This is a genomic window from Maridesulfovibrio pacificus (SeqCode) (genome assembly GCF_048612815.1).
GTDB classification, from domain to species: domain Bacteria; phylum Desulfobacterota; class Desulfovibrionia; order Desulfovibrionales; family Desulfovibrionaceae; genus Maridesulfovibrio; species Maridesulfovibrio pacificus.
In genome coordinates this window covers 2,002,384-2,019,287 of record NZ_JBLZNE010000001.1, presented here as the reverse complement: position 1 = coordinate 2,019,287, position 16,904 = coordinate 2,002,384, and the positions used below count along the sequence as shown (strand labels likewise).

Genomic DNA, 16,904 nt, shown 5'->3' with positions numbered 1-16,904 from the left:
AATGAAAAAATTAATATTAATTTCAATATTGGTGCTCGGTTTTGCTTTGACGGGTTGTAAGGAAAAGCCTTCTCCGGTGCAGGAAGTGCTGCGCCCTGTAAAGACCATGCAAGTGGGTGAAGGCGGTTTCGGCAGGCAGTGGGTTTTCTCCGGTACTGCCGAGGATGCCTTGCAGTCAGACCTTTCCTTCCGTGTGGGCGGAAAGATTACTTCTTTCCCCGGTGACCAGATCGGTCGCAAATTTCGGTCCGGAGAAGTTATTGCCAGCCTTGATCCTGCTGATTACGAGCTTGAAGTTCGGCAGGCAGAGTCCAACCTTGAACAGGTTCGGGCTAATTATGTGCGCGCCAAGGCCGATGTTGACCGCATTGAGCAGCTTTATAAGCGCAAGGTTGTCTCCAAGTCCGAGCTTGATCAGGCCGAAGCGGATTTCAAGTCTTATCAGGCTCAGCTGAATGCATCTGCCAAGCAGCTCGATATTGCCCGCAAGCGCCTGCGCTACACTGTGCTTAAGGCTCCTTTTGACGGCTGGGTCGGTGCTGTGGCTGTAAACATCCATCAGAACGTGCAGTCAGGTCAGAAAGTTGTCGGCTTCAATGCCGGGAAGCAGATGAAGATGTCCATCTCTTTACCTGACACTCTGATTGCAACAGTTAGTGAAGGTGAGAAAGTGCAGGTCACTTTTGACGCTCTGCCCGGTAAGGTTATGCAGGGTGTAATTATGGAAGTGGGGATCGGAACTAACGAAGGAGCATCCTTCCCGGTTAAGGTCTACCTTGATAATTCCCAGCAGCTGGTGCGCAGCGGGATGTCCGGTAATGTCAGATTTGTCGGACGTACTGAGACTTCAAACATTTATGTGGCTCCCTCGGCTATCGTAGGCAATCCTGACGGCAGCAAGCATGTCTGGGTTGTGGAGAACGGTTCTGTGGTTAAGCGCCGTGAAGTTGAAATCGGCAACATTTCCTTTAAAGGTGTTCTGATTAAGAATGGTCTCAAATCAGGGGAAGTTGTGGTCACTCGAGGTGTACACTCACTTAAGGATGGTCTGAAGGTCCGTAATGTCGGGGGGCTGTCGTGAATCTTGCCAGATGGTGCATTGAAAACAACAGGACATCAATTGCCCTGTTTGTCTTAATTGCTTTTGCAGGGGTTTCCACCTTTTTCAGCATCCCGAAATCTGAAGACCCTGATTTTACGATCCGCACAGCTGTTGTCAGCACGGTTTTTCCCGGTGCCTCCCCGCAGAGGGTGGAGGAACTGGTAACTGATAAATTGGAAGAGAAAATCAGGGAAATCGACGTGATCAAAAACGTCCGTTCCCAGTCCATGACCGGTCTTTCCATTATTGAGGTCGAGTTTCAGGAAAACCAGAAAAACATGACCCCGATCTGGCAACAGCTGCGCAACAAGGTCCTCGATGCCAAAAAGGACCTTCCTGCTGAAGCCTATGAGCCGATGGTCAACGATGAATTCGGTGATGTGTTCGGTATTGTGGTGGCACTGACCGGAGACGGTTTTACCTATCGCGAACTCAAGGATGTTGCCGACTATACCCGTGATGAATTGCTTTCCATCCCGAGTGTCGGGAAGGTAGACCGCTGGGGATTGCAGGACGAGCGGGTTTTTGTGGACTTTTCCAACTCCCGTATGGCTGCTGCAGGGATAACTCCTTTTGCTTTGGCCCAGATGCTCAACCAGCAGAATATGATCCGTCCCAGTGGTTCGGCCAAGGTCGGACCGGAACGTATTTATATTGAGCCTACCGGGGAATTCAAATCTGTTGATGATATCAGAAACATGTCATTGCGCGTTGAGGGCATGAAGTCTTCGCTAAAGCTTGCCGATGTCACCGAGATCACCCGCGGCTTTGCCGATCCTCCGGGAGTTATGGCCCGCTACAACGGCGAACCGTGCATCATGCTGGCTATTTCCATGGCTGACGGCAACAACATCATGGAAGTCGGTGAACTGGTTACCGCCAAACTTGAGAAACTTTCCAAGAATCTCTACCACGGCATGGAATATAATGTGGTTGTATACCAGCCGGACTATGTTGATACGGCTGTTACCGATTTCATGATCAACCTGCTTGAATCATTTATATTCGTTGTTGTCGTTATCCTTGTGTTCGCCGGTTTTCGAACCGGGCTTATTGCCGGTTCACTGGTGCCTATGGCTATGCTTGGCTGCCTTGGGCTGATGCCGTTGTTTGACGTAGGCCTGCAGCGGATATCCATTGCCTCGCTGATTATTTCGCTCGGTATTCTGGTCGATAACGGGGTTGTTGTGTCAGAAGCCATTCTTGTGCGTCTGGCTACCGGGGAGGAGCGGTTAAAGGCTGTTGTCGGAGCAGTTTCCGAATTATGGATGCCGCTTCTGGCTGCATCCCTGACTACTGTTTTCGCGTTTCTTCCCATCCCGCTGGCTGAGAATGCCACAGGAGAATTCTGTTTCTCCCTGTTTATCGTCGTCAGCCTTACCCTGCTTTGTTCATGGGGGCTGTCCATGTCCATGGTGCCTATGCTTTGCTACTACGTACTGAAGCCCAAAGTAGTGATTCAGACTTTTTCAAGTCGCATGTACCGTATCTACAGGACTATGCTTCTTTTTTGCCTGCGCCATCGTCCCGGTTTTCTTGCTGTGGTACTTATCGGTTGTATGGCAGCGTTCTGGGGATTCCAGTTCGTACCCAAAATGTTCTTCCCGCCTAACGAGCGAGCCCAGTTCACCATTGATTTCTGGCAGCCTTTTGGAACCGATATTACCTCCACAGCTGATGAGGTCGGCAGGCTTGAGCAGTTCCTGCTTGCTGATAAGGGTGTTGAAAGTATCGGTACTTTTATCGGGCACGGCGGTCCGCGCTGGTATCTGCCGCTCAACCTTGAGCAGCGCAATGACAACCTCGCCACATTTGTAGTTAATACCAAAAGTGTAGAAGCTACCGATGAAGTTATTGAACGTACCCGCATGAAGCTTAAGTCCGAGTTTCCTGATGCTGATTTCAGTCTCAAGAAGCTGATGAACGGCCCTCCGGTGGGTGCTCCCGTACAGATCCGTATCTCCGGTCCGGATCAGAAAACACTTTACCATTTGCGTGATAAGATTGCCGCTATTGTGGAGAAAACTCCCGGCGTAGCCCGTGTCTGGGATGACTGGGGTCAGTGGACCAAGAAAATGGAAGTGAATGTGGATCAGGATAAAGCCCGTCAAGCCGGACTGACCAGTTCAGATGTGGCACTCAGCCTGCAATCCAGTATGAGCGGCTATCAGGCGTCGACCTATCGTGACGGGGATACCAACATTCCCATCATGTTGCGTAGTGAGGGCGATTTTCGCGACCGTTTGGATAAGCTGGAAAGTCTCAATGTCTATTCCTATCAGGATCAGAAGAATGTACCGCTGAGCCAGATCGCATCATCTGAGTTGGTCTGGCAGCCCTCGGATATTCGTCGCAGGGACCAGACAAGGACTATGACCGTTAAGGCCGACCTCTTTGATGGTTATTTTGCTATGCAGACCCTTGCAGCCGTACGTCCTGAAATTCAAAAGATGATTCAGTCGGAAAGCTGGCCTGTGGGATATTCCGTAGCTTACGGCGGTGAGTTCGAGAAGAGTCAGGAAAGTCAGGAAGCCATCAACGCCAACATGCCTCTTGCAATGGGACTTTTGGTGCTGGTTCTCATTTTCCAGTTCAACTCCATCCGCCGCCCGCTGATCATCCTGCTGACCCTGCCGCCCATGATGTGCGGTATTATCCCGGGTATGATCCTGACCAATTCTCCCTTCGGATTCATGCCTATGCTTGGAATGATCAGTCTGCTGGGTATTATCGTTAACAACTCCATTATGCTCATTGACCGAATTGAAATCCTGCGCGGTCGGGGGCTTGCTTTGGATAACTCCATTGTGCTTGCTTCCCTTGAGCGGGCAAGGCCGATCATTATGACCGCAACCACAACCATTATCGGTATGGTTCCGCTTTCACTGCAGGGCGGGGAAATGTGGCGGCCCATGGCCAACTGCATCATGTCCGGGCTTATGTTCGCCACGGTGCTGACCTTGATTCTTTGTCCGGTTCTTTATTCTCTCTTCTTTAAGCAGAGTTTTAAAAAATACGAATGGAATCAGACTGTGGTTGAGCAGGGTAGTGATGTGTAAGTTATATCCTGTTTTTATATAACATCCTTAATATTATAGGTTTGACTGGGAATCCATGGTTGCATGGGTTCCCTTTTTTTTAAAAAAAATCATATTTGCTGTTTACAAAAATCAGACAATGAATATTTATGTCTTTCGCTTGATTTGATAACAAATATTAAATTGGAGGTGCTTTGTATGGCTATGGGGAAAAAATGCCCGAACTGTAAAGAGCAGACTTATCATGCGAAAGGCAGCCACTATGAATGTTCAGAATGTCAGTATGTTGGTTGGCCTGCAAATATGCCTGTCGAGAATGTAGGTGGCGGTAAAGGAAACAAGTGTCCTAATTGTAACAACCAGACTCTCCATGATCTCACTGAAATGGATTCAGTTGTTGTTAGAAGATGTTCGGTTTGTGGTTATGCCGGTGTTCAACCGATATAAAAGGAGTTATTATGCAGGAAGATAAGATAGAACTTGCGTACATGATGAGAGAGGCTATGGCCTTACAGCAAGAGCTGAAAGAAGGAGAGGAAGTTCGGGTTATGCTGGATTCTGATTTTTCTTTTGAAATTGGCCCGGCGGATCATTCTGTTCCGAATTTTGACAGTGTTCCGGCTGCGGTTGCAAGTATCTCAAAAAAGGATGATGCGGGAGTTGTTTTTGAAGTGATGTATGATGCATTGCAGTCTTCAAAGACAGGAAGTTTTTAATAAGTAATGCCGTGTTTGTGGTTTAAAGGGTTGAATTAGCAAAAATGCCCGTAATTCCTGAGAGTTGCGGGCATTTTTTTGTGCTTATTGATTATACTTTATAAAGCTTCCAGAATCTGCTGGATGGAATCCACCAGACGTTTGGGGGTGGAAGCTCCGGCGGTGAGTCCGATTTTTTTCATATGCTTGAGATCCTCAAGGGGAAGCTCATCGGCAGTTTCAACGTGGGTACATTTGGTTCCAGCGGTTTCAACAACCTGTACCAGGCGGCGGGTATTACCGGAAATGCGTCCACCTACAACGATCATGTGGTCAACTTCTTCGGAAAGAGAAATTGCTTCTTCCTGACGCTGGCGGGTGGCATCACAGATGGTTTTAAGAGTTACGAATTCAATGCCTTTGTTTTCAAGATAGTTGATGCAGTCATCATAAACCGCTCGGTCCTGAGTTGTCTGGGCTGCAAGGCAGTATTTCTGGTTCGGGTCCAGATCAATAGCCTGAAGTTCTTCAAGGGAGTCGAAAAGATGCGGTCCGGCAGGGCCGTAACTAAGCAACCCTTTTACTTCCGGGTGGCTGTCTTCACCGTAGAGCAGCAGTACGCGGTCATCTTCGGTGTTGCGCTGGATGAGCAGTTGCGCCTTTTTCACTTTGGGGCAGGTGGCGTCAATGACGTTTACGCCCCGCTTGCGCAGGTCTTCTTCAACTGCTTTGGGAATGCCGTGTGCGCGGATTACCACGTAGGCTCCGTCAGGTACTTCTTCCGGGGTTGTGGCGGTGAAAACACCCTGCTTTTCGTAATCTTCAAGAACCTGTGGGTTGTGAATAATCGGCCCTAAAATATATATCTTTCTGTCTTCGTCTTTCTCAATGAGGGAATCAAGTTTATTGAGCGCAAGGTCTACGCCCATGCAGAATCCGGCTGTCTCAGCCCTGATAACTTCAACCATTTAGGCCTCCATATAATTCACGGCACGTGTCGCCGTTTTGTTTTCTGTTTAACTTGTAATACTACATTTCATCGTTTCGTTTGGCAATGGCACAGTTTTGGGATGAACTTGATTATAAGACATTGACCACAGGGGGGAAGCGGAGTATTTTCCCCGAAAAAATAATTTGCAGTTAATATTGGAATAAATTGGAGCCTGATAAAATGAGTTCTGAGATTGTTAATAAATATAGAGAAAGAATGGCTGAAGCCTACGAGTTGCACCGGAAATACGTAAACCCCCAGTTTGTAAGGGTCCTTGAAGTTATTGGTTATAACCGCAACTACGTTTCATCCGAGGGCGCATACCTGACCGACGCCAAGGGCGTTCAGGTGCTTGATTTTCTGTCCGGGTTCGGCGTTTATAACATTGGCCGCAATCACCCTCATGTTGCTGACGTACTCAAGGAAGTTATGGATGAGAAGACTGCCAGCATCGTACAGATGGACCTCGGAGTGATGTCCGGCATGCTGGCGGAAAAGCTGGCAGAGCTTGCTCCCGGTGATCTTGAAGCCGTATTTTTTACCAACTCCGGTACTGAAGGCGTTGAAGGTGCGCTTAAATTTGCCCGTCAGGCCAGCGGCAAACATAAGCTGGTTCACTGCCACCACGCTTTTCACGGTTTGACCCTCGGTTCTCTGTCCGTAAACGCAAACCATGAATTCAGGGATCGTAACGAACCGCTTCTGCCCGATTGTGTGCCTGTGCCGTTCAATGACCTTGAGGCCTTGGAAGAAGCACTTAAGGGCGGTGATGTCGGTGCGTTTATTTTCGAAACCGTACAGGGTAAAGGCGTTTTCGTACCGGAAGACGGGTACCTTGAGGGTGTGCGCGAACTTTGCGACAAGTACGGTACCTACATGATCGCCGACGAAGTACAGTGCGGCATGGGACGTACCGGAAAATTGTTCGCGGTGGACCACTGGGGCGTTAAGCCTGATATTCTGGTTATTTCCAAAGCTCTTTCCGGCGGCTATATCCCGGTGGGCGCAATTATCACTACCCGTGAGATTCACGGCAAAATTTTTGATTCCATGGAACGCTGCTTTGCGCACTCCAACACATTCGGCCAGAACGATCTGGCCATGGCTGCAGGGCTGGCGACTTTTGAAGTTCTTGAAAAGGAAAATCTGGTGGAAAATGCCGCCCGGATGGGTCGGCGAATTGAGGAAGGTCTGCAGAAGCTTGCTGATAAGTACGAAATGCTGACTGAAGTGCGCGCAAAGGGTCTCATGATCGGCATGCAGTTCGGCGAGCCTAAATCCATGGCTCTTAAGGCCAGTTGGAAGCTGCTGCATAAGATGAATGATGATCTGTTCTGCCAGATGATAACCATGCCTTTGCTGGAGAAGCACAATATACTCAGTCAGGTTGCCGGACACGGCCTTGATACTGTTAAAATTCTGCCTCCGCTGATGATTAACGATGAAGATGTAGATAAATTCATCGCTGCTATGGATGATGTGCTCAAGGAAGCTCACAAGATCACCGGTTCCGCATGGAAAACCGTGAAGGACCTTGGAATCCGTACTGCAAAAACTTCGTAAACGGATTTCTCTTCCCTACCCGGAAGATTGAAATTCGTGGTAATTATAGAAGGCAAACTGTATGATAGTTTGCCTTCTTTGATTATTCGCCATGTTTAAAAAAAGACCCCTGACGGTTTTTCCGCAGCGGGCATTATTGAATGAATATTTTTTATAGTTTTCTAGAAAAAGTGATCCATTCCATCTGGAAGCTGGTTCGCAAGGCACCTGTTGCCATTGTCATTTCTGCTGTATTGCTGGCGGTTGTTTGCGCAGGCTCTTCCGCTCTCTGGCTCAAGCTGGACAGCGATCAGGATAATCTCATTTCTCATGAACTTCCTTTCCAGAAACGCAATCTTGAGCAGATAAAGAATTTCGGTGATCAGGAATACATGTTTGTGGTCATCAAGACCGGAGGCTCTGACGCTGGTAAAAGCAAGGCCGAGCAGTTCGCCTCGACCCTTGCCACAAAGCTTAATAAGCGGCCTGATCTGATCAAGGAAGTGCATTATGCCATGTCCGCCCGTGATATGGGACCGGGCGTGCTTATGTTTGCCTCTCCGGATGAGTTGCGCCAGTTTGTTTCCCTTGCCCGTGATTTCGGTCCGCTGGGTAAAGAGTGGTTTGAAGCTCCTGGATTGTCCCGTTTTCTGGATATGACTTCAGGGCTTCTTTCCGGTGAAAAAGGCGGCACAGCCGATTCGGAAATGTTCGGTCCTTTTATCGGCGCGCTGGGCAACCTTGTGGGCGAGATGGAGTCCTCCCTTGTATCCGGTCCGACCCTTGAGACCATGAATGCCCCGGTTTTTGATCTGGACAAGGCCGGAATCCAGTATTTCTTTACCCGCAACGGTAAGCTGCTGATCATGCGTATCCTGCCCAAGAAGGATTTCCGGGTTATGGATGTGATCGGGCCTTCGCTTAATTTCGTGCGTTCTTCTTTGGAAACTGTACGGGCAGACTACCCGGAAGTAGAAGCCGGACTCACCGGACGTCCGGTTCTTTCTGCTGATGAAATGCACACCACGGATCAGGATATGACCATTGCGGCCATCATTTCAGTGATTGTGGTCGGCCTGCTGTTTATGTTCATCCTTCATGGCTGGCTGCGGCCCATGCTGGTAATGGGATCATTGTTTTGCGCCATGGCGTGGACTTTCGGGTTTACGCTGGTCACGCTTGGCAGTTTGAACCTGCTGTCCATTGTCTTTGCCCTTGTGCTGGTCGGTATCGGTGTGGATTTCGGTATTCACATTGTCATGCGTTATGTGGAGGCTTCCGATTCAGGTCTGTCCCCGGATGAGGCGGTAGAAGAAGCATTAGTCCATACCGGTCCCGGAGTATTGCTGGGTGGTTTGACTTCTGTGTGTGCCTTCTATGCCGTACTGGGGCAGGATTTTGTCGGTCTTGCCGAGCTTGGCCTTGTGGGTGGAACCGGGATCATTTTTTGTCTGATCGCCATGTTGACCGTGTTACCGTCTGCAATGCTTATCGCGGGCAGGCGTAACTGGTTTCCTTCTTCCCGTCCGCGTATGGCTACCATGCCGTTCATGGAAAAGGTCATTTCCCGTCCGGTAACAGTGCTTATCGTTTTCGGCCTGCTTACCGCGCTGGCTTTTCCCGGTTTTCAGAAGGCCGGATTCAACTATAACCTGCTTGAATTGCAGGCCAAGGGGCTGGAATCTGTTGAATACGAGCACGTGTTGATCAACGATTCTGATGAATCCACATGGTTCGCAGTTATGACCCGACCAGACCTTGAGTCTGTAAAGTCTTTAATCTCGGAATTGAAACAGGTTCCTTCTATTGGACGCATTGAGTCCATTCTGGATTTTCTGCCTGACGGACAAAAGGAAAAAGCAGATATTTTGTGCGGTGAAGCCGAGGTGCTGCAGGGAATCAATCTTGATGCTCGCAATGCTCATCTGGTTCCTGCTGAAGTCATCGCTTCACTTGAGAATTTGATTGAATCCCTTGAAGGTCTTGAGGAAAAACTGTTTTCCGCAGGAGCCAAGCAGGAATTGGATCAGGTTGGTCAAATTCTTGAGCGGGCTGATTCCTGTCTTGAAATTCTGCAGAAGAATCCTGCGGATGCCGTCAACCTGACTCCGCTTCAGGCCCGTTTGATTAATGAGCTTTCCAGTTCTTTTGCCTGGCTCAAAGAAATTCTGGAAGTGAAGTCCGTTGCCCCGAAAGATTTACCTGACCATTTGCGTTCTCTCTATGTGGGTAAGGACGGCAGCTTCATGGTCAAGATTTCTCCGGTAGAGAATGTCTGGGATTTCGATAAATTGACCGGATTCGTGGCTGATCTGCGCAAGATCGACCCGGAAGTGACCGGTGTTCCGGTGGTCGTCCTTGAATCGTCTCTGTTAATGCGGGAGACTTTCCTTGAGGCAGCCGGATTGACCATCATTCTGGTTTCAGTAATCCTGTTCCTCAGTTCATTCAGTATCAGCTACGTGCTGCTGACCCTTGTACCTCTCTTTGCCGGAATCTTCTGGCTGTTGGAGATTATGGGAATTACCGGACTGAGCTTTAATTTAGCCAATTTCTTTGCTATTCCTGTTCTTATTGCCATCGGTGTTGACGGCGGGGTCCATTTTCTGGCCCGTTGGAAGGAGCTCTCCGAAGGAGAACGTCTATACCATACCAGCACGCCGGTGGCGGTTGGACTTAGCTTTTGTACCACCATGATCGGTTTCGGGGGGCTGCTTTTGGCCCACCACCGCGGCCTTGCTTCGCTGGGCGGGATCATGGTTACCGGTTCTGCTACCTGTCTTGTTGGTTGCATGGTGGTCCTGCCTGCCGTGTTCAGACTGATTGAAAGGATCAAAGGAAAGTAATCTATGTTCAGAAGAGTTATCTTATTTGCATTTGTTCTGGTTCTTGGATTGAGTTCTGTTGTTCATGCCGGACGATTTGATTTCGCCATTATTCAACCCGGTCAGCCGGGAACCACTGCCGAGGCCCAGCCGGTTATGGATGAATTGGCTAATTACCTTTCCGCCAAACTGGGTGAGAAAGTGAAGGGCGTTTACTACAATGATCTGAACGCGGCTCTCGATTATCTGGGCAAGAGCAAACCAGCTTGGTCAATCTGCGGGCTGACATTCTTTAAGTCGTACGGTTCTAAATTTTCCATGACTCCGGTGGCTTCAACTTTACCGCAGGGCATGGAAAAGGATGTCTGGCGTTTGATTGTTCCTGCTGCCGGTCCTGATTCACCGGAAGGTATTCAAGATACAGTTTACGGTTCCATGCTTTACACTCCGCAGTCCCTTGAAATTCTGTTCGGCAGTAAAAAGGGCGGGGATTTTACCGTGGAAGGTACGCATAAGGCGTTGCGTATGCTCAGGAAGGTCAATAAAGGCAAGGTTTCCGGTGTAGTTCTTGATGCTGTGCAGTATTCTGTAATCAAGGATTCAGACCGCTATTCCGGCACCAAGGTGATTTATACTTCTAATGAACTTCCCAACAGTCCGGTGGTTTGGTTTGGCAAGACTAACGATGATGCTCTCCGTTTGCAGGCTGTGCTTCTGGATATGTCTAAGGACCCGTCAGCTAAGGAGCTGCTTGATCTGCTGCAGACTTCCGGCTTTAATCCCGCAGACAAGGATTTGAAATAATGAAAGGGCTGCGTCTATTACCATTACTGATTGTGCTGCTGATCTGTGGTTGTTCCGCAAAATATGACCTTCCTCTTTATGAATATGATGCGGATGGGGTCGTCCTTTGGAAGCCCTGTTCAAAGGCGCAGGCTGAGGTTCTTTCTAATTCTTCCAAGGATAAAGATATCCTGCAGGGAGCCGCCTGTTCCGCATGGTTGCTGGAAAGCGGGGCGGTCAAGAGTGCCGATTATGCTAAATCTTCACAGGTAAAATTAGAAAAATATCTTGCCAAAAATAAGCAATCCGGCCTGGGGCACTATCTTTTGGCTTATTTAATTGCTAAAGAGGCTCAGCTTGCTCCCATGAAGGGTCTTGACCTTGTGCCCCGTATGGAGCAAGAAGCACTCGCAGCGTCCAAACTTTCTCCTGAGGTTGATCATGGCGGCCCGGATCGCTTTCTGGGTGAGCTTTATCTGAAAGCTCCTTCCGCTCCCATCAGTATCGGGGACATGGACAATGCTTTAGAATTTTATGAAAAGGCCGTTAAATTCGCGCCTGACTTTGCTATGAACCGTCTTGGACTGGCAACAGCCTTGCTGGAAGATGACGAAGTAGAGGAAGCCTGCGTCCATTATAACAAGGCCCTGCATAGCAAATGCTATGATGAAAAATTATTAAAAGTTGATTCCTGTAAAAAGCTGGTCAAAGCCTGCGAAGGCAAAAAGACAGCTGAATAAAAACAACCCGCCCCCATGCGGCGGAAATGAGGTTAAAACCTTGGCAATTCCTGCAATTCAAGTAGCTAGACTAGGCAAATACATTCTCACTCAGACACTGAAGGGCAACAAGCATTACCCGCTGGTGCTGATGCTCGAACCTCTCTTTCAGTGCAACCTGCGCTGTAAGGGCTGCGGTAAAGTTAACCAGCCGCCGGAAATCCTTAATAAGCGTCTTTCCGTTCAGGAATGCATTGATGCAGTAGAAGAGTGCGGTGCTCCGATTGTTTCCATTCCCGGTGGTGAGCCTTTGCTTCACCCCGAGATTCCGACCATCGTCAGCGAACTGATCAAGCGTAAAAAATTTGTTTACCTCTGCACCAACGGCATCCTCATGCCCGAGCGCATTCACGAGTTCAAACCCAGCCCGTACCTGACCTTCAACCTCCATCTGGACGGTCCTGCTGAAGTTCACGATAAGGTTGTCTGCAAACAGGGTGTTTTTGATTCCGCGGTACGCGCCATCAAACTGCTCAAGTCCAAGGGCTTCCGGGTAAACACCAACACCACCCTTTTTGGCGGTCAGACTGCTGAAAAGGCAGCTGATTTTTTTGATTTCCTCATGGACCTCAAGGTAGACGGCATGACCCTTTCCTCTGCTTTCAGCTACGAAGCAGCAGAAGATCAGGATGCTTTCCTTACCCGTCCGCAGAGTGAAAAGCTTTTCCGTGAAATTTTCACTATCGGCAAGAACAAGAACTGGGATTTCAGCCACAGCAGCTTCTATCTCGACTTCCTCGCCGGAAACCAGCCCAATTACAAATGCTCTCCTTGGGGTAACCCCTGCCGTTCCGTGCATGGCTGGCAGCGCCCCTGTTACCTGCTCGAAGACGGCTTTGTCTCTTCATACAAAGAACTCATGGAGGAGACCGATTGGGATAAGTTTGGCGTAGGTAACGATCCCCGTTGCGCAAACTGCATGGTTCACTGCGGTTTCGAACCCACAGCGGTTGCAGATTCCGTTAAACGCCCCATCAAAGGAGCTATGCTTGCCCTGAAAGGTGTAAGTGTAAAATAGTTCAGTAGAATTCAAAAAGGCCCGTTGAAGTTTTCTTCAACGGGCCTTTTTGATATCGGATATTTATTGCAGGTCGCTTTCTTTAAACTTTTTAACAGTAAGTTCTGATGATAGTTCTTTATCTACGTCATTAAAATAATGAATTTGTTCACTGGTAAGTGCGTTGGGGTCAAAGTTCTCATAATCAAAAACAGTGTAGATTTTATCTAAGTTTGCTCTGCGCATATAAGCAAAGAGTGCTTTTTTTGTGTCAGAAACTTTTTTAGTACAGACTAAAACATCAATTGCTTCAGGTATAGTCACTTCATTGTTTTCATAGAATTTAGCATAATAGCCAATGTTTGAGTTGGTTAAAAATGTTCTGCAGTAAAAATCCTCTCCACCCACTGTCTTAGTATAAATATTGGTGTATGGACCTGCGCCTGTTGGTAAATATTTCGGTTCCCAGTAATATCCAGACGGGATTGATTGAATTTCGAAGAAACTTAGCCTGTTAGCGGAGGGTGATTCATCTGTTCCTGCGTAGTAGTATGTCTTAATTTTAGTTTTATCTATTACCTTCGACTCTTCGCCAATAAATTTTACGTGTTCAGGATATTCTATTGTTATCGATGGGGAGCGCGTTGAATAAAAAGCATTTTGCGTGGCAATCTTTTTCTCAACACATCCTGTGCAAGTAAGCGTAATCAGAAACAAAATGAGCAGTAAACTTTTTTTCATGATTCCTCCAGAGTGTAGTTGTGGTAATTACTATACTTCCAAGGGGATGTAGTCAATGTGTTTGTCTATAGTATATAAGTCGCTCTGTGTTGTGTAGAAGGGGGCGATAAAAATAATCAGAATGTTCTTGTTGATATCGTTATTTCTTATTTCAAAATTTTTTCAAGGGCCTTCAAAGCCTTGGAATAATCCCGCCCCATGGGGATCAGCTCAAAAATCAGGTTGGGCCGTTTCATTATTGCTTTTAAAATAGGTCCCAGCTGTGTCTTCCCGGATTCATCAACACCGGTCAGTGACTCCTGCGGGATGCCCCGTTTTGAATCATCGCTGATTGCCCGGATACAGCTGAAGGGAATTCCTGCTTTTTTGGCTGTCTGCGCCACTGCTATAGATTCCATATCCACCGCCAGTGCCCCGGTTCGTTCATGCATGAACAATTTATCCTGCGGGGTGAGTACTGCCTCTTTGGCTGTAATCAGTTTTCCGCATTGAATCTCTCCACAACTGGGAATGAATTCACTGCGCAGCCTTGCATCGTCATTTCCTTCAAACCATGAATCAAATTCCGCAATGTCTGAATGGATGCTCGTTGCTGTTACAAGTGTTCCGGCTTCGAGTCCGGCAGCCAGTCCGCCGGAAACACCGATACTTAGGATCAAGTCCGGTTTTTCAGCGCAAAGCAGCTTTGCAGCTTCAGCTGCACGCGCAATACCTATTCCGGAAACAATGCAGCGATAGCTTGCGTTGTCTTTATTGGTTCCGAAGAGGATCGGGAATTTACCTGTATTTTCGTGTTGCGGTGCAGGGCAAACAGCTTGGGCTTCCTGTTCCATTGCCGCGACTATGGCGATTTTTATTGATTTCATTGTTCGTCCTTTGATGATCTTGTGAAGATGATAGATCAGATATGAATAGCGGTAAAGTTTTCGAGTTGTGTATAAATTTATTTAAAATATTGCCGAAAATGGATTGCGATATTGTTGTAATATCTTAAACGTCAATATTGACACATAGCGAAAATGAAAATAACTAGCGCGACGGGGTTATAGTGAGGGTATCATTTATAACTTTAATTAAGGTGGTGACCAGATGAAATGGTTCAGGAATTTAAGAATGATGTATAAGATCATGCTGCCTGTCGGAGCTTTATTGCTCTTGACTTTGGGCAGTATGGAATACTTTGCAATGCAAAGTAGCTCTAAAGCTATTGAAAAAGTAGCAAAAAAAGAAATTTCCGCCCTTGCTGGAGAATATAGCGGACGTATTCTCAATTTTATGACCCATGCGCAAGGACAGGCTCAGGGGCTGGCGAGTACTTTTGCCCAGTTCAGACGTGAGAATATTGAACTTAGCAGGCAAGATGCCATCTCCATGCTCGTCGGGCTTATCAAGGGTGATGAGAACTTTATCGGCGGCAGTAACGGTTGGGAACCTAATGCATTTGACGGTCGTGATGCCGAATATGCAAATACTGACTTGCATGACAAAACCGGGCGTCTCATTCCATATGCTTTCTGGGCCGGGGGGGAAGTCAAGGTTGTTCCCCTTGCCGAGTATTTTGTGCCCGGTGACGGTGACTACTACCTGAAGCCTATTGAAAGGCGCAGACCGTATATTACGCCTCCTTACCCTTACGATGTTGACGGCAAACGTCTGATGCTGACTACTATCGGCGCACCCATCATGCTTAATGGTCGTCCCCTCGGTGTTGTCTGTGTGGATATGCCCATCACCAATATCAACGAACTTGTTTCTCAGATTCGTCCTTACGAAACTGGTTATGCGTGGTTGATGATGCCGAACGGTGACTTTATCTACCATCCATCAGAAGATCGTATTGGTAAGAATATGTTCGATGTTGATAAGTCTGCCAATAAAGCTGATTTACGCCGGGCATTAGAAGATGGGGATTCCTATTTTGAGATTCGCGTGGCTGCTGCGAATGGTAAGAGATCCATGATTCAGTATATCCCTATTGAATTCAAGGATAGTGGGCAGCGCTGGTATCTTGCTGTCAGCGCACCATTGGATAAAATTCTCGCTGATGCGCACTCTCTTACCCTTGACCTTTTGACTATGGGCGGGATTGCCCTTGTTCTGGTCATGATTGCAATCTTTTTTGTAGCCCGTTCCATTTCCAAACCTATCAGAGTTATTGCTGATGGAGCTATGGAAGTTGCAGGCGGTAACTTTAATGTCCGTCTTGACGAATCCCTTTTCGGTGGAGAACTCAAAGACCTGCATTCAGCTATGCGCGCCATGTTGAGCGGGTTGGTAGAGAACATTTCCAAGGCTGAAAAGATGGCCGAGGAAGCCAAGGATCAGACCGAGAAAGCTCAAGTGGCTCTCAAGGAAGCTGACGCGGCCCGTGCTGAAGCTGAAAATGCCAAGCGCGAAGGTATGCTCCATGCTGCTGAGCAATTGGCAGGAATTGTTTCTCAAGTTGCCAGCGCAAGCCAGGAACTTACCGCCCAGATTGATGAATCCAGCCGAGGTTCTGAGACCCAGCGTGAACGCACTGCTGAGTCCGCCACTGCTATGGAACAGATGAACGCCAGTGTAATGGAAGTTGCGCGTAATGCAGCCGAAGCTGCTGACTCTGCGGACAACGCCCGAGCTGAAGCGGAGAATGGCGGAACCATCGTTAATGATGTGGTTGATCGAATCAACCGTGTTCAGGGTATGACCGTAGAAATGGAAAAAGGTCTGGGTATGCTCGGTGAGCAGGCTGATGGAATCGGCAAGATCATGAACGTGATTACCGACATCGCCGACCAGACCAACCTGCTGGCCTTGAACGCGGCAATTGAAGCTGCTCGTGCAGGTGAGGCCGGACGCGGATTTGCGGTTGTTGCCGATGAAGTCCGCAAGCTGGCTGAAAAGACAATGGATGCCACCAAGGAAGTCGGCGACTATATCTCTGCCATCCAGAGCGGAACCCGTGACAATATTGACGGTATGACCAAAGCGGCAGCCGAAGTCTCTGCTAGCACCGAGTCAGCTAACAAGGCTGGCGAGGCTCTCAAGGGCATTGTTGAGATTGTCGAGGAGACCGCTGGACAGGTTCGCAGCATCGCTACTGCTTCTGAAGAGCAGTCTGCAGCAAGTGAACAGATCAACCGGAGCATTGAAGAAGTTAATCTTATTGCCAACGACAATGCTCAGGCCATGCGCGAGTCATCCACTGCGGTGGAAGAACTCATGCATCTCGGTGAGCAGCTTTCTGAACTGATTGAAGAGTTGCGCAGAGCTTAGCACTATAAATCGTATGAACATTCAAGGGCCGGGGGTTTTCTCCGGCCTTTTTTTGTTTGCGGGTGAATGGGCTTGGCGATAGAGGTTGACTTGGGATTAACAGGAGAATAATCAGAAGTTGATTATACAATCGTTTAGTTATGAGGTTTTTGCGTT

At 48.1% G+C, this 16,904-nt stretch carries 13 protein-coding genes; 10 read left to right on the top strand and 3 right to left on the bottom strand.

The window, feature by feature from the left end:
- Position 1: 1 nt before the first annotated feature.
- The 4 genes from ACNI23_RS09405 (at position 2) to ACNI23_RS09390 (ending at position 4,856) form a co-directional block, all read left to right on the top strand.
- On the top strand, positions 2-1,081 hold the full coding sequence (locus ACNI23_RS09405) for an efflux RND transporter periplasmic adaptor subunit (protein WP_420248199.1): 1,080 nt from the start codon (positions 2-4) through the stop codon (positions 1,079-1,081).
- Positions 1,078-4,161, top strand: coding sequence for an efflux RND transporter permease subunit (locus ACNI23_RS09400; protein ID WP_420248197.1), 3,084 nt, complete (start codon positions 1,078-1,080; stop codon positions 4,159-4,161). Before ACNI23_RS09405 ends, ACNI23_RS09400 begins: the two co-directional genes overlap by 4 nt.
- Before the next feature lie 177 nt (positions 4,162-4,338).
- Positions 4,339-4,587, top strand: coding sequence for a hypothetical protein (locus tag ACNI23_RS09395; RefSeq protein WP_420248195.1), 249 nt, complete (start codon positions 4,339-4,341; stop codon positions 4,585-4,587).
- 11 nt (positions 4,588-4,598) lie between these two features.
- Entirely contained in the window at positions 4,599-4,856 is a 258-nt protein-coding gene (locus ACNI23_RS09390) for a hypothetical protein (protein WP_420248193.1), read from the top strand.
- 98 nt (positions 4,857-4,954) lie between these two features.
- Here the strand turns inward: ACNI23_RS09390 and ispH are convergent, their stop codons facing one another.
- The gene (gene ispH / locus ACNI23_RS09385; protein ID WP_420248191.1) at positions 4,955-5,803 is read right to left on the bottom strand and encodes a 4-hydroxy-3-methylbut-2-enyl diphosphate reductase; all 849 of its coding nucleotides are present in this window, start codon (positions 5,801-5,803) and stop codon (positions 4,955-4,957) included.
- A gap of 203 nt (positions 5,804-6,006) precedes the next feature.
- On the opposite strand from ispH, the gene ACNI23_RS09380 reads away from it, so the two are divergent.
- The 5 genes from ACNI23_RS09380 (at position 6,007) to hpnH (ending at position 12,773) form a co-directional block, all read left to right on the top strand.
- The gene (locus ACNI23_RS09380) at positions 6,007-7,389 is read left to right on the top strand and encodes an aspartate aminotransferase family protein (RefSeq protein WP_420248189.1); all 1,383 of its coding nucleotides are present in this window, start codon (positions 6,007-6,009) and stop codon (positions 7,387-7,389) included.
- Between the two features lie 140 nt (positions 7,390-7,529).
- Positions 7,530-10,214 carry an MMPL family transporter gene (locus ACNI23_RS09375; RefSeq protein ID WP_420248188.1) on the top strand — a complete coding sequence of 895 codons (2,685 nt, stop codon included), beginning with the start codon at positions 7,530-7,532 and terminating at the stop codon, positions 10,212-10,214.
- Positions 10,215-10,217: 3 nt separating this feature from the next.
- Positions 10,218-10,997 (top strand): PhnD/SsuA/transferrin family substrate-binding protein, encoded by a 780-nt coding sequence (locus ACNI23_RS09370; RefSeq protein WP_420248187.1) that lies wholly within the window; start codon positions 10,218-10,220, stop codon positions 10,995-10,997.
- Positions 10,997-11,716, top strand: coding sequence for a tetratricopeptide repeat protein (locus ACNI23_RS09365; protein WP_420248186.1), 720 nt, complete (start codon positions 10,997-10,999; stop codon positions 11,714-11,716). The genes ACNI23_RS09370 and ACNI23_RS09365 overlap by 1 nt, the downstream gene beginning before the upstream one ends.
- A 40-nt stretch (positions 11,717-11,756) precedes the next feature.
- Positions 11,757-12,773: an adenosyl-hopene transferase HpnH gene (hpnH, locus tag ACNI23_RS09360; protein WP_420248185.1), complete on the top strand. Its 1,017-nt coding sequence runs from the start codon at positions 11,757-11,759 to the stop codon at positions 12,771-12,773.
- 63 nt (positions 12,774-12,836) lie between these two features.
- Here the strand turns inward: hpnH and ACNI23_RS09355 are convergent, their stop codons facing one another.
- Both ACNI23_RS09355 and ACNI23_RS09350 read right to left on the bottom strand, forming a co-directional pair.
- Positions 12,837-13,493 carry a hypothetical protein gene (locus tag ACNI23_RS09355; protein ID WP_420248183.1) on the bottom strand — a complete coding sequence of 219 codons (657 nt, stop codon included), beginning with the start codon at positions 13,491-13,493 and terminating at the stop codon, positions 12,837-12,839.
- Between the two features lie 146 nt (positions 13,494-13,639).
- Complete coding sequence (locus ACNI23_RS09350) at positions 13,640-14,359, bottom strand: phosphorylase family protein (protein ID WP_420248181.1); 720 nt, start codon at positions 14,357-14,359, stop codon at positions 13,640-13,642.
- A gap of 247 nt (positions 14,360-14,606) precedes the next feature.
- Between ACNI23_RS09350 and ACNI23_RS09345 the strand changes: the two genes are divergently transcribed.
- Positions 14,607-16,748 (top strand): methyl-accepting chemotaxis protein, encoded by a 2,142-nt coding sequence (locus tag ACNI23_RS09345; RefSeq protein WP_420248179.1) that lies wholly within the window; start codon positions 14,607-14,609, stop codon positions 16,746-16,748.
- The last annotated feature ends 156 nt before the right edge of the window (positions 16,749-16,904 follow it).

Coding starts and splice junctions, on each gene's coding strand:
- ACNI23_RS09405 (WP_420248199.1), top strand. CDS start 2: ATGAAAAAATTAATATTAATTTCAATATTGGTGCTCGGTTTTGCTTTG.
- ACNI23_RS09395 (WP_420248195.1), top strand. CDS start 4,339: ATGGCTATGGGGAAAAAATGCCCGAACTGTAAAGAGCAGACTTATCAT.
- ACNI23_RS09390 (WP_420248193.1), top strand. CDS start 4,599: ATGCAGGAAGATAAGATAGAACTTGCGTACATGATGAGAGAGGCTATG.
- ispH (WP_420248191.1), bottom strand. CDS start 5,803: ATGGTTGAAGTTATCAGGGCTGAGACAGCCGGATTCTGCATGGGCGTA.
- ACNI23_RS09380 (WP_420248189.1), top strand. CDS start 6,007: ATGAGTTCTGAGATTGTTAATAAATATAGAGAAAGAATGGCTGAAGCC.
- ACNI23_RS09375 (WP_420248188.1), top strand. CDS start 7,530: ATGAATATTTTTTATAGTTTTCTAGAAAAAGTGATCCATTCCATCTGG.
- ACNI23_RS09370 (WP_420248187.1), top strand. CDS start 10,218: ATGTTCAGAAGAGTTATCTTATTTGCATTTGTTCTGGTTCTTGGATTG.
- ACNI23_RS09365 (WP_420248186.1), top strand. CDS start 10,997: ATGAAAGGGCTGCGTCTATTACCATTACTGATTGTGCTGCTGATCTGT.
- ACNI23_RS09355 (WP_420248183.1), bottom strand. CDS start 13,493: ATGAAAAAAAGTTTACTGCTCATTTTGTTTCTGATTACGCTTACTTGC.
- ACNI23_RS09350 (WP_420248181.1), bottom strand. CDS start 14,359: ATGAAATCAATAAAAATCGCCATAGTCGCGGCAATGGAACAGGAAGCC.
- ACNI23_RS09345 (WP_420248179.1), top strand. CDS start 14,607: ATGATGTATAAGATCATGCTGCCTGTCGGAGCTTTATTGCTCTTGACT.